General features: G+C 73.4%; 12 protein-coding genes. 7 read left to right on the top strand and 5 right to left on the bottom strand.

From position 1 onward, the window contains the following. Positions 1–16 precede the first annotated feature (16 nt). Entirely contained in the window at positions 17–466 is a 450-nt protein-coding gene (locus tag ACIQR3_RS07770) for a DUF6069 family protein (RefSeq protein WP_403535653.1), read from the top strand. Positions 467–476: 10 nt separating this feature from the next. Further along, a complete protein-coding gene (locus ACIQR3_RS07765; protein ID WP_403535651.1) occupies positions 477–1253 on the top strand; it encodes a DUF1963 domain-containing protein in 777 nt (258 codons plus the stop codon). Positions 1254–1268: 15 nt separating this feature from the next. On the opposite strand, the gene ACIQR3_RS07760 is transcribed toward ACIQR3_RS07765, so the two are convergent. Together ACIQR3_RS07760 and ACIQR3_RS07755 are read right to left on the bottom strand one after the other, a co-directional pair. After that, positions 1269–1670, bottom strand: coding sequence for an SH3 domain-containing protein (locus ACIQR3_RS07760; RefSeq protein WP_215168790.1), 402 nt, complete (start codon positions 1668–1670; stop codon positions 1269–1271). An 81-nt stretch (positions 1671–1751) separates the two neighbouring features. Further along, positions 1752–2240, bottom strand: coding sequence for an ATP-binding protein (locus ACIQR3_RS07755; protein ID WP_403535648.1), 489 nt, complete (start codon positions 2238–2240; stop codon positions 1752–1754). Between the two features lie 149 nt (positions 2241–2389). Between ACIQR3_RS07755 and ACIQR3_RS07750 the strand changes: the two genes are divergently transcribed. Together ACIQR3_RS07750 and ACIQR3_RS07745 are read left to right on the top strand one after the other, a co-directional pair. After that, on the top strand, positions 2390–3250 hold the full coding sequence (locus ACIQR3_RS07750) for a helix-turn-helix domain-containing protein (RefSeq protein ID WP_403535646.1): 861 nt from the start codon (positions 2390–2392) through the stop codon (positions 3248–3250). Continuing rightward, on the top strand, positions 3247–3447 hold the full coding sequence (locus ACIQR3_RS07745) for a DUF397 domain-containing protein (protein ID WP_403535643.1): 201 nt from the start codon (positions 3247–3249) through the stop codon (positions 3445–3447). The genes ACIQR3_RS07750 and ACIQR3_RS07745 overlap by 4 nt, the downstream gene beginning before the upstream one ends. A 222-nt stretch (positions 3448–3669) precedes the next feature. Here ACIQR3_RS07745 and ACIQR3_RS07740 read toward each other — a convergent pair whose 3' ends face one another. Further along, on the bottom strand, positions 3670–4887 hold the full coding sequence (locus ACIQR3_RS07740) for an MFS transporter (protein WP_403535640.1): 1218 nt from the start codon (positions 4885–4887) through the stop codon (positions 3670–3672). 127 nt (positions 4888–5014) lie between these two features. Further along, positions 5015–6067: an endonuclease/exonuclease/phosphatase family protein gene (locus tag ACIQR3_RS07735; RefSeq protein ID WP_403535637.1), complete on the bottom strand. Its 1053-nt coding sequence runs from the start codon at positions 6065–6067 to the stop codon at positions 5015–5017. 259 nt (positions 6068–6326) lie between these two features. Between ACIQR3_RS07735 and panB the strand changes: the two genes are divergently transcribed. The 3 genes from panB to ACIQR3_RS07720 all read left to right on the top strand — a co-directional run bounded on the left by panB (position 6327) and on the right by ACIQR3_RS07720 (position 9180). Next, positions 6327–7208, top strand: coding sequence for a 3-methyl-2-oxobutanoate hydroxymethyltransferase (panB, locus tag ACIQR3_RS07730; protein ID WP_403535634.1), 882 nt, complete (start codon positions 6327–6329; stop codon positions 7206–7208). Between the two features lie 137 nt (positions 7209–7345). Further along, positions 7346–8374, top strand: coding sequence for an ATP-binding cassette domain-containing protein (locus tag ACIQR3_RS07725; protein WP_403535632.1), 1029 nt, complete (start codon positions 7346–7348; stop codon positions 8372–8374). Further along, positions 8371–9180 carry an ABC transporter permease gene (locus ACIQR3_RS07720; protein ID WP_215168778.1) on the top strand — a complete coding sequence of 270 codons (810 nt, stop codon included), beginning with the start codon at positions 8371–8373 and terminating at the stop codon, positions 9178–9180. The genes ACIQR3_RS07725 and ACIQR3_RS07720 overlap by 4 nt, the downstream gene beginning before the upstream one ends. 6 nt (positions 9181–9186) lie before the next feature. Here ACIQR3_RS07720 and ACIQR3_RS07715 read toward each other — a convergent pair whose 3' ends face one another. Beyond that, positions 9187–12462, bottom strand: a complete 3276-nt coding sequence (locus ACIQR3_RS07715; protein ID WP_403535628.1) for a BTAD domain-containing putative transcriptional regulator — start codon at positions 12460–12462, stop codon at positions 9187–9189. Positions 12463–12595 lie beyond the last annotated feature (133 nt).

Raw genomic sequence — 12595 nt, 5'->3', positions numbered from 1 at the left:
AGCCGAGGAGTACACCGTGAACGGACCGACCACCGCCCGCCCCGCCGACTCCGCCCGCCGCCCCGGCGGGCTCGTGGTGACCGGCGGCCTGGCGGCCACCGCCGTCGTCGCCGTCGCCCTCAACGCCGCGGTCGCCGCCCTCGCCCACGCCGCCGGTGTCTCCGACGACTTCGAGCCGCTCCACCTGTCCGACTACGCCCTGCTCACCGTCGTCGGCGTGCTCGCCGGCGCCGGGGGCTGGGCCCTGGTCCGGGCCCGCTCGGCCCGCCCCGCCCGGGTGCTGCGCACCTGGATACCGGTGATCCTCCTCGTCACCTTCGTCCCCGACATCCTCCTCGGCACCTCCGACGAGCCCGGCACCAGCTGGGGCGGCGTCATCGCCCTGATGGTCATGCACCTGATCGTCGCGGCGGTCGCCGTCCCGGCCTTCCGTCTTCTGCTGCCGTTGCCCGGACAGCGCCCCTAGGGTGTCGCCCATGATCGATGACTGGAACACGGACCGGGTCGAGCGTTTCCGTGCGGAGGCGGCGTCCCGGGGGCTGCCGGCGGAGGACGCGGAGGAGTGGATACGGGGCCTGGTGCCCGGCGCGTTCTTCGCACCGGACGGTGACGGGCCGCCGCTGGTGAGCATGGGCGGCCACCCGTCGCTGCCCGAGGACGTCCCCGCCCCGGCGTACCCGCTGGTCGCGTCGGTCGACTGCGCGCTCCTCCCGCCGGACACCGCCGGGCTCCCCCTGCCCGCCGACGGCCACCTGCTCTTCTTCGCCGACCCGGCCCTGGACTTCCGGGGCCGGCGGAGCGACGCGGTCCTCCACGTCCCCGCCGGGACGCCGACGGCCACCCGTCGCACGGACCGCGATCACGGCCCGTTCGAGCCGCAGGAACTGCGCCGGATGTGGCAGCACCTGTCCCCCGTCGACACCGACGCCTTCACGGAGGCGCGGTGGGAGGACGCGGACGACGAGCAGTACGAGCTGGCCGGGGAACTGGAGGACGCCTGGACCCACGTGGGCGGCTCCTGGCCCACCTGGACCTTCGCCCTCGGCAGCCACCCGGTCGTCCTCAACGACGACCCGCTCCTCGTCGCACGGGACGAGGAGCCGGAGGACGCCGACGACTGGATACCGCTGGCCACCTGGCGCTGCCCCCAGGAGGTCAGGGAACTGGACGGCGGCGTCATCACCTGGCTGATCCGCCGCGCGGACCTGACGGCACGGCGCTTCGACCGGGTGTACGGCTACGTGGACATGTGACGCCGGTCAGCCGGGTCAGCACTGCCTGATGAAGTTCTGCACACGTCCGGTGGTGAGGTAGTAATCGCTCACCCAGCGGTTGCCGCCGGCGCTGTAGAGGTTGGTCCAGATGTTGTAGCCGTTGACGGAGGTGCCGTAGTCCCAGCAGTCCACCTCGACGAGAGTCCCGTCGGAGAGGCTGCCCACCGACCCGTAGTTGGTGCCGGGACCGGAGCGGACGGTCAGGGTGCCGGAGGTGATGTCCACGTAGGCGCACATCGACTGCGAGTCGCTGCCGAAGCCGGACGGACACCTGAAGGCGTCTGCACTCGCGGAGGGCGCGAACGTCAGCCCGGCCCCGGTGACGAGCAATGCGGTGACGGCGACGGTGGCTGCCCTGCGGCGCCTGGTCAGGGCGCGCTTGACGGACGAAAGCATGTTTCCCCCTTGATGGGTGTAGGGCTCTCAGTCCTCAGGGTGCTCAGCCGGCCGCCCCGTCGACTGACATGTCCTGAACATCTACCGGATCGCCTCATACGGACCCCCCGCCCCCGCTTCCTTCCCTCCGGACACCGGCGCGTACTCCGCCCAGACCGTCTTGCCCGGACCGTCCTCGCGCGGGTGCCAGTCCCAGCGGGTGGCCAGGTGCGCTACGAGGAGCAGGCCGCGGCCGGACTCGTCGGTGCCGGTGGTGTCCGGGGCGCAGGGGTGGCGCGGGAGGCGTTCGTCTCGGGTGTCGGTGACCTCGACGCGTACGGCGCGGCCGTCGGCGGTCACGTGGAGGCGGAGGCGGAAGTCCCGGCCGGGGACGTGGCCGTGCCGGACGGCGTTGGCGGCCAGTTCGGCGACGATCAGCACGATGTCGTCGTGGGGCCGGGTGCCGTACCCGACGCCCCACGCGTCCAGCCGGACGGCCGTCAGGCGGCGGGCGAGGCGGGCGCCCCGGGGTGTGGAGGTGAAGCACATCTCGAAAGCGGTACCGGTGGGGATGTCGGGTTCGGTCATCATGCCGATCACGGTCCCGTCGGTCGCGTAGCGTGACCAGTGGTGACGCACCGACGGCAGCTGACTGTACGCGCGGTGCGGCTGCGAGTACGGGGTGCGCGGCGTGACGCCGCCCCCGCGACGGGCGTTGGGCCGAGGAGGCGGTGGTCGAGATGACGGAGAACACGGATGCCCTGCCGGGCGGGGACGAGGACGGTCGGCGCCCGGAGGGCGAGGCCGGGAAGGGCGTGGTCTGCGCCTTCGGGAGAAGCATGAAGACGCTGCGGCTGCGGGCCGGGCTCGACCGCGAGGAGTTCGGGAGGCGGATCGGTTACTCGGCGTCGACGGTGGCGTCGTACGAGCAGGGCCGGAGGATCCCGCTGCCCCGGACGATCGACCGCGCGGATGAAGTGGTCGGGGCGGACGGGCTGTTGAGCAACTGGAAGGAGGAGATGGAGCGGGCTCAGTATCCGGGGTTCTTCCAGGGGATGGCGCAGTTGGAGAAGGAGTGCGTCGAGTTGCTCATGTACGACACGCAAGTCGTCAACGGCCTCCTCCAGACCGAGGAGTACATGAGGGCCCTCTTGGCCATGCGGCGTCCGCTGCTGGATCAGGAAGTCATCGAGCAGCGGGTTGCCGCGCGGCTGGCAAGGCAGGAGATCTTCGACCGGCGCTCTGCACCGCTGTTGGGTTTCGTGATGGACGAGGCGGTGCTGCGGCATCGGTACGGCGGCAAGGACGCGCTTGGAAGACAGTTGGAGCACCTGCTGCTGATCGGCCGGAGGCGGAACGTCGAGATCCAGACCATGCCGATCGAGTGCGAGGACAACGCAGGCGTGAACGGACCGTTCACAGTCGTCACGCGCAAGGACGGCAAGAAGTTCGTGTACTCGGAGAACCACACGACCAGCTCTCTTGAAACCGACCCGGAACAGACAGTCCTCGCCGCAGCCCGTTATGGGATTATCCGCTCGCAGGCTCTCACTCCGCGAGAGTCCCTGGAGTTCATCGAAGGGTTGCTGGAATCGCTATGAACAACACCGAGACCTCGACGACCACTGCACTCGGCCTCGCCTGGTGCAAGAGCAGCTACAGCGGAACCGAAGGCGGCCAGTGCGTAGAGATCGCCGCAGGTACAACCGCCATACACATCCGTGACTCCAAGAACGCCACCGGCCCCGTCCTCACCCTGTCGTCCGGCGCCTGGGCGGGATTCGTGAAGTCGGTGTGACGCCTGACTGGTCGCGTTCCTGACCGGCTACGACCAGCACGCTGTCCGGCACGGCGGGGCCGGGCTCGACGGCTTGCGGGAGTGGCTCTTCGCCCGGCGCGGGAAGGAGTGCGACCCACGCCTGGCCCGGCGTCGCGCTGCACATCGCCCTGCCGCACGGCTGGCGGCACATCTTCCTCGCCGAGCGGGAGACCGCCCAGGCGCCGTGACCGGCGGCAGCCGTCAGTGGCGTACCGCCTCCGCCGCTTCCCGCGCCGGCACATGCCCCGCCACCACGCGCCCCGGTGTGACCGTCCTGCGGTCCACCGCCCATGCCACGCCGGCGACCAGCAGGCCGAGGACGGCCAGGGCGGAGCCCGCCAGGGCCGGGGAGGTGACGCCCAGGCCGGCCGCCAGGGCGAGGCCGCCGATCCAGGCGCCGCCGGCGTTGGCCAGGTTGAAGGCGGCCTGGTTGGCGGAGGAGGCCAGGGACGGGGCCGCCGACGCCTTCTCCATGACCATCAGCTGGAGCGGGGAGCTGGTGATGAAGGCCGTGGCGCCGAGCAGAAGCACCGCGACCGCGGCCGTGACCTGGGTGCTGAGGAGGACGGGGAACAGGGCCAGGATGACGACCAGGGAGACCAGGCCGCCGATCAGCGTGCCCCGCAGGGAGTGGTCGGCCAGGCGGCCGCCCAGCAGGTTGCCGGCCGTCGCGCCCACGCCGAACAGCGCCAGCAGCAGCGTCACGCTGGTGTCGGCGTACCCGGCGGCGTCGGTGAGCATCGGCGTGATGTAGCTGTACGCGGAGAACAGCGCGCCGAAGCCGGCGACCGTGGTGCCGAGGGCCAGCCAGACGGGGACGGACTTCAGCGCCCGCAGTTCGCCGCGCAGGCCGCCGGTCGCCTCGCTCGGGGCCCGGTCGCGGGGGACGAGGAACAGCAGCGCGGCCATCGCGGCGACGCCGATCGCGCTGACGCCGAGGAACGTCGCCCGCCAGCCCAGGGACTGGCCCATGGCGGTGGCCGCGGGGACGCCGATGATGTTGGCGACGGTCAGGCCGAGGAACATCAGGGAGACGGAGCGGGCCTTGCGTTCGGGGGCGACCATGCCGGTGGCGACCACCGCGCCGACGCCGAAGAAGGCGCCGTGCGGCAGGCCGCTGAGGAAGCGGGCGGCGAGCAGAGACGTTTCGCCGGGGGCGGCGGCCGACAGGGCGTTGCCGACGACGAACAGGCCCATCAGGCCGATGAGGACGGTGCGGCGGGACATGCGGGCGGTCACCGCCGCCAGCAGCGGGGCGCCGACGACGACGCCGAGGGCGTAGGCCGAGACCAGGTGACCGGCGGCGGGGATGGAGATGCCGAGGTCGTCCGCGACGTCGGGCAGCAGGCCCATCATCACGAACTCGGTGGTGCCGATGCCGAAGGCGCCCACGGCGAGGGCGAGCAGGGCCAGGGGCATGAAGGGGGTCACCTTTCGAGAGCGCGAGCGTTATGTTCCCATGCGGAACAAAGTCTCTCAGGGTGAGTATTCCGCGAGGTGACGGGCGGGTTTCGGCGAAGGGTCAGGACAGGGATGAGCTGGCCTTTCAGGACCGGGATGTGTCGACCTTCACACGCGCGGCCACCGGCAGGTGGTCGCTGCCCGTCGCCGGGAGGGTCCAGCTGCTCTCCGGCTCCACGCCCCGGACCAGGATCTGGTCGATCCGCGCCATCGGGAACGACGCCGGCCAGCTGAACCCGAACCCGTCCCCCGCCGCGCCCTGCGTGGAGCGCAGCTGGGAGGTGACCGCGTTGAGCGCGCGGTCGTTCATCGTGCCGTTCAGGTCACCGAGCAGGACGACCTTGTCCAGCGTCTCCCGCTCTATGGCCTGCCCCAGCGCGTCGGCGCTGCGGTCCCGCTGGCGGGCCGTGAACCCGGCCGCCAGCTTCACCCGCACCGAGGGCAGGTGGGCGACGTAGAAGGCGACCTCGCCGGCCGGGGTGGCGACGGTGGCGCGCATCGCGCGGGTCCAGCCCAGCTTGATGTCGACGGGGCCGACGTCGCTCATCGGGTACGTGCTCCACAGGCCGACGGTGCCGACGACCCGGTGGTACGCGTACACCGACTTCAGCGCCTTCTCGTACGTCGGCACCTTCGACGCCTGCAGTTCCTCCAGCGCCACCACGTCCGCGCCGGAGGCGGCGACCGCGCGGGCGGTGCCGGCCGGGTCGGCGTTGTCGGCGTTGACGTTGTGGGTGGCCACCGTGAGGTCGCCGCCGCCGTGGGACTTGGTGGTGAGCAGGCCGCCGAAGAGGTCGGCCCACACCACGGCCGGGACCAGGAGCGCGATCAGCGCGGTCGCCGACCTGCGGGCCAGGGCGATCAGCAGCAGTACGGGGATCAGCAGGCCGAACCACGGCAGGAAGGTCTCGGTGAGGCTGCCCAGGTTGCCGACCGCGTTCGGGATGCGCGCGTGCCCGGCCATGACGCCGGCCAGCAGGACGGCCACCACGGCGGTGACGATGCCCCGGCGCCAGATCCGGCGGTCCCCGCGCCAGCCCCTGGTCAGCCGGTCCAGCAGGCGCCGCAGCCGGCCTCGACGGCGCTCCGGTCCGGCGCCGTCGTCGTCCGTCTCGGCCATGTGAACCTGCTGCGCCATACCCTCGTCGCCTCACTGCCTGCCGTACACACGGTCACCCCGTGCGACAACCCTAGGGGATCGAACATGCCCTTTCCGCCCTCCCCCCGGGGCCGTACGGGCAGGGGGATGTGCACGCGGGGGCGCGCGCGGGCCGGCGGGCGCCCGTCCATCCGGTCGGTGCGGGGCCCCTAGCCGCCGACCGGCGGGAGGTGCCACCATGGAGGTGATCCGGGGACGCCGTCAGGGCGCCTCGAGATGACATGAAGGAGCCGTTGCCATGACGCAGCTCTCGGCTGCCCAGAACGCACCGACCAACAAGCCCTCCGACGGCAGCAGCAAGGCGCTGTACGGGGGCAAGGGCACCCGCCGCATCACCGTCCGGGACATCGCGCTGGCCAAGGAGCGCGGCGAGAAGTGGCCCATGCTCACCGCGTACGACGCGATGACCGCGTCCGTGTTCGACGCGGCCGGCATCCCGGTCATGCTGGTCGGCGACTCGGCCGGCAACTGTCACCTGGGCTACGACACCACCGTCCCCGTCACCCTCGACGAGATGACCATGCTGTCGGCCGCCGTGGTCCGGGGCACCAGCCGGGCCCTGATCGTCGCCGACCTGCCCTTCGGCTCGTACCAGGAGGGCCCGGTGCAGGCGCTGCGCTCGGCGACCCGGCTGGTGAAGGAGGCGGGGGCCGGCGCGGTGAAGCTGGAGGGCGGTGAGCGGTCGCACGAGCAGATCCGGCTGCTCGTCGAGTCCGGCATCCCGGTGATGGCGCACATCGGCCTGACCCCGCAGTCCGTGCACGCCATGGGGTACCGGGTGCAGGGCCGCGGCGAGGAGGCCGCCCAGCAGTTGCTGCGGGACGCCAAGGCCGTGCAGGACGCGGGCGCCTTCGCGGTCGTCCTGGAGCTGGTGCCGGCCGAGCTGGCCGCCGAGGTGACCCGGACGCTGCACATCCCGACCGTCGGCATCGGCGCGGGTCCCCAGACGGACGCGCAGGTGCTGGTGTGGACCGACATGCTCGGGCTGACCGGCGGGCGGGTGCCGAAGTTCGTGAAGAAGTACGCCGACCTGCGCACCGTCATGGGCGACGCGGCGAAGGCGTTCGCCGAGGACGTCGTGGGCGGAACGTTCCCGCAGGAGGAGCACTCCGTCCACTGACCGGTCCGTACAAGCCACTGCGGTACGACGCCGGGCCCCGCCGATCTTCCCCCGTCGGCGGGGCCCCGCCATACCCCGCGGGCGGATGTCGGCGGTCTGTCGGCCGTCTGTCGGTGCGGGCTGGCACCGTCGTCGGCATGAAGCGAATCGACAACCGCCCCGACGGCGCGCGCCCCGCCGTCCGTGTCCGGGGGCTGGTCAAGCACTACGGCGAGACCAAGGCGCTGGACGGCGTCGACCTGGACGTGCGCGAGGGCACCGTGATGGGCGTGCTCGGGCCGAACGGCGCCGGCAAGACCACGCTGGTGCGCATCCTGTCCACCCTGATCACCCCGACCTCCGGCGAGGCCGTCGTCGCCGGGTACGACGCGCTGCGCCAGCCCCGGCAGCTGCGCCGCGTCATAGGACTCACCGGGCAGTACGCCTCCGTCGACGAGAAGCTCCCCGGCTGGGAGAACCTCTACATGATCGGCCGTCTGCTCGACCTGTCCCGCAAGGACGCCCGCGCGCGGGCCGACGAGCTGCTGGAGCGGTTCTCGCTCACCGACGCCGCCAAGCGTCCCGCGGGCACCTACTCCGGCGGCATGCGGCGGCGCCTGGACCTGGCGGCGTCCATGATCGGACGGCCCGCGGTGCTGTTCCTGGACGAGCCCACCACCGGTCTGGACCCGCGCACCCGCAACGAGGTGTGGGACGAGGTCAAGGCCATGGTCGGGGACGGGGTGACGGTCCTGCTGACCACCCAGTACATGGAGGAGGCCGAGCAGCTCGCCTCCGAGCTGACCGTCGTGGACCGCGGCAAGGTCATCGCGAACGGCGGCATCGAGGAGCTGAAGGCGAAGGTCGGCGGGCGCACCCTGCGGGTCCGGCCGGCCGACCCGGAGCAGCTGCGGCCGATGGCCGCGTTCCTGGACGGGCTGGGCATCACCGGGCTCGCCTCCACCACCGTCGACGCCGAGCGCGGCGCCGTGCTGGTGCCGATCCTCAGCGACGAGCAGCTGACCGCGGTGGTCGGCGCGGTCACCGCGCAGGGCGTCACGCTCTCCTCCGTCACCACCGAACTGCCCAGCCTGGACGAGGTCTTCCTGTCCCTCACCGGCCACCGCGCCAGTGCCCCGCAGGACGCCGCGCCCGCCACCGACACCCGCGAGGAGGTCGCCGTATGAGCGCCACCACCGTCACCACGGCCGACGCACGCATCCCGCTGCGCGGCCACGTCCGGCACACCGGCGCCCTGATCCGCCGCAACCTGCTGTGGATCCGGCAGGACCCGGAGTCGATGTTCGACGCGCTGCTGATGCCGGTCGTCTTCACGCTGCTGTTCGTGTACGTCTTCGGCGGCTCGATCGGCCAGGCGCTGGGCGGCGGACAGGACGGCTACGTCCAGTACGTGATCCCCGGCATGATCGCGATGATGAGCATGACCCTGTCGCAGGGCGTCGGCACCGGGTTCAGCCAGGATTTCAACTCCGGGGTGATGGACCGGTTCCGGTCGCTGCCGATCGGGCGCGGCTCGGTGCTGTTCGCGAAGATCACGGTGGAGCTGGCGCGGATGCTGTTCGCCACCGCGGTGCTGATGATCGTCGCCGTGCTGGTCGGCTTCGACATCGAGCACTGGGGCGGGCTGCTGGCGGCCGTGGGGCTGTCCGCCGCGTTCGCCTCGTCGATCATGTGGGTGTTCCTCACGCTCGGCGTGGTCCTGAAGAACGCGCAGTCCGTGCAGGCGATGGGCTTCCTGGTGCTGTTCCCGCTCCAGTTCGGCTCGTCGATCTTCGCGCCGACCCAGTCGATGCCGGGCTGGCTGCAGGCGTTCACCGACTACAACCCGCTCTCCACGCTCGCCGACGCGGCGCGCGGGCTGATGGTGGGCGGTCCGGTCGCGCACGACCTGTGGATCACCCTGGGCTGGTCGGCGGCGATCACGGCAGTGATGGCGCCGGTGGCGATCCACAAGTTCCGCACGAAGAGCTGACGCGGGTCAGATCAGGGCGCCGGCCTCCGCAGCGGAGAGGCCGGCGCCCTCGGCGTACGCGGCCTCGTACTCCGCGTCCCCCAGCGCGGCCCTGGCCCACTCGGTGGCACGGACCCGCACCGCCCGTTCCATACCCTCCTCGACCTGGCCGGACGGCCGCAGCGCGGCGGCGGCGCCGAGGCAGCGGGCGGCGTCGCGGGCCCGGCGCCCGCCGTCGACCCGGGCCAGCGGCAGTGCGGCGATCGCCAGGTGGACGGAGCGCATGTGCGGCGCGATGGCCACCGCCAACGGGTCGTCGCTGCGCTCCAGCGCCCGCCGGGCCTTGTCCAGGGCGGTGTCGTAGTGCCCCTCCAGCGCGTCGATCCAGGACTCGGCGCCCAGGATGAAGGCGTCGAAGACGACGAAGTGGGTGATGGTGAAGTGCAGCCGCAGCAGCCGCAGTTGCTCCCGGGCCTCGGCGGTCCGCCCGGTCCGGGCCAGCCAGCCGGCCAGGAACAGCCGGGCGGCGGGCATGGCGCTGTTGTGCCGGCCGTCGTCGGAGCGCTCGGCGACCTCGCGCAGGATGCGCTCGCCCCGGTCCGTCTCCCGGCCGTCCTCCAGCAGCGAGCCGGCGAGCCGGGCGTCGAGCACGTCCACCTGGGCGTGGGCGCCGAGCCGCTCCGCGTACCGCGCCGCGGCCTCGTAGTCGGCGGCGGCCAGCCGGAACTCGCCGCTGCGTTCGCGGGCCTCGGCGCGGGCGGAGAGGGCCTCGGCGAGCCCCCACTCGTCACCGAGGCGCCGGTAGATCTCCAGCGACTCGTCGGCGTCGCGGGCGGCGTCGCCCGCCCAGTCGGAGCGGTTGGAGAGGACGGTCGCGCGCCACTGGAGCGCGCAGGCCAGCTCCCACTCGAAGCCCGGGGTGGCGCGGCAGGTGCGCACGGCGGCGTCCAGGATGACGCGCAGCCGGCCCATATCGCCGGTGAGCATCACGGCGAAGAACCAGAACAGGCCGGGGCTGCGGCAGGTCTGCGGCAGCCCCGGCTGGTAGGTGGCGGCGACCGCCCGCAGCTTCGCCTGCGCCACCGGGGTCTGCCAGGCGTCCAGCTCGGTGTCCATGCAGGCCAGGTGGGCCAGGTGCACGCCGCGCCGGGCCTCGGCGAGGACCTCGCCGGTCATCGGGGGCGGGGCGCTCGTGCACCGCTCGGGGACGGGCGCCGCGGGCACCGGCGGGTCGGTGAACGGGTCCGGGCCGAGCGCCATGACCTCCTGGCACCAGGCGCGGGTCTCGGTCCGCAGGTCGCGTACGTGCCAGTACCAGGTCAGTGAGAGCACCAGGCACAGCGCCTCCTGCTCGTCGCGTTCGGCGACGGCGTGCCGCAGCGCGCTGCGGATGTTCTCGTACTCCCGCTCCAGGCGGGCGATGGCGGCCAGCTGGTCCCGGCTGCGCAGCAACGGGTCGGTGGTGCGGGCGAGTTCGCGGTAGTGCGTCAGGTGGGCGCGTTCGGCGGCGGACCGGCCGCCGGTCTCGTCGAGGCGCTCGCCGGCGTACTCGGCGACGGTCTCCAGGAGCCGGTAGCGCATCTCGCCGCCGTCGCCCGCGGGGGCGGCCACCACCAGGGACTTGTCGACGAGGGAGCCGAGCGCGTCCAGGGCGGCGGGGCCGCAGACCGCCTCGGCGGCGGCCAGGTCGCAGCCGCCGGCGAACACCGACAGGCGGCACAGCACGTCCCGTTCGTCCTCGTCCAGCAGCTCCCAGGACCAGTCGACGACCGCGCGCAGGGTCTGCTGGCGGGGCAGGACGGTGCGGCTGCCGGAGGTGAGCAGGCGGAAGCGGTCGTCGAGCCGGTCGGCTATCTGGCGGGGGGTCAGGACGCGCAGCCGGGCGGCGGCCAGTTCGATGGCGAGCGGCAGGCCGTCCAGGCGGCGGCAGATCTCGGCGCAGGCGTCGGGGTCGTCCTCGACGCGGAAGCCGGGGCGGGCCGCCCGGCCCCGGTCGGCGAGCAGGCGCAGCGCGGACGGCTCGGGCAGCGGTTCCACCGGCCGCAGCAGCTCCCCCGGTACGCCGAGGGGTTCCCGGCTGGTGGCGAGGACGGTGACGCCGGGGCAGCGGGCGAGGAGTTCCTCGGCGAGGCGGGCGGCGGCGTCGACGAGGTGCTCGCAGTTGTCGAGGACGAGCAGCATCCGGCGCCGCCCGCAGTGCTCGACGAGGCGTTCGACGGCGGTGGCGGGCCGGTCGGCGGCGACCCGCAGCTCCTCGGCGCCGGCGCCGTAGAGCACGGTCTCGCGGGCTCCTACGGCGGTCAGCACGGCCTCGGGTACGGCGGCGGGGTCGTCGACCGGGGCGAGTTCGGCGAGCCAGGCGCCGTCCCGGGCGGTGTCCCCGGCGGCCTCGGCGGCTTCCAGGGAGAGCCGGGTCTTGCCGGAGCCGCCGGGGCCCAGCAGGGTGACGAGCCGGGTGGCGCCCAGGTCGGCGCGGAGCGTCTCCAGGTCGGTGTCCCGGCCGACGAAGGAGGTGAGGCGGGCCCGGAGGTTGCCCCGGGGGCGGGCCGGGCGGGGCCCGGACGGCGGCAGGGCCTCGGAGCGCAGCAGCTCGGCGTGGAGGGCCCGCAGGTCCGGGCCCGGGTCGGAGCCGAGCCGGTCCGCGAGCAGGCGGCGTACGTCCTCGTAGGCGGCCAGCGCCTCGGCGGTGCGGCCGGTGCCGCGCAGGGCGCGCAGCCGCAGCGCCTGGAGGGGTTCGTCCAGGGGGTGGGCGTCGCACAGGGCGGTCAGCTCGGGCAGGGACCGCTCGGCGTCGCCGAGCCGCAGCGCGGCGGTGTGCCGGGCGCGCAGCGCGTCCAGCCGCCGGGTCTCCCAGCGGGCCGCCTCGGCGGTGCGGTCGGGCAGGTCGGCCAGGACCGGGTCGCGCCACAGCGCCAGCGCGTCGTCGAGGACGCCGGCCGCCTTGTCCGGGTCGCCGTCGGCCAGCGCGCGGGCGCCCTCGCCGGCCAGCCGCCCGAAGCGGTGCAGGTCGACGTCGTCGGGGGCGGCGGTGAGCCGGTAGCCGCCGTCGGCGAGGGCGACCGCGTCCGCGCCGAGCGCCCGGCGCAGCCGCCCGACCAGGGCCTGGAGGGCGCCGGTGGCGTCGGCGGGCGGGTCGTCGGCCCACACCTGGTCGACCAGCAGGCCGGGCGGTACGGTCCGGCCGGCCCGCAGCGCGAGCACGGTCAGCAGCGCGCGCAGCCGCGCCCCGCCGACCGGGACGGGGCTGCCGTCGGGGCGGAATGCCTGGGTGGTGCCGAGGATGCGGTAGCGCACGGGGTCCATTCTCTCCGGGGACGCGCCCGCGCCGCCTCCGGGTTTACCGGGGCATGGAACCGGCGGTCCCCCGTGGGACGTTCCCACCCCGGCACCGGTACCGTCGAGCCCTTCCCCGAACCCGCACCCCGAACCCGCACCG

It is taken from the genome of Streptomyces sp. NPDC090994 (assembly GCF_044768905.1).
In the GTDB taxonomy this organism is placed as follows: Bacteria; Actinomycetota; Actinomycetes; order Streptomycetales; family Streptomycetaceae; genus Streptomyces.
The sequence above is the reverse complement of the archived record's forward strand: the minus strand, read 5'-3'. Positions and strand labels throughout refer to the sequence as shown.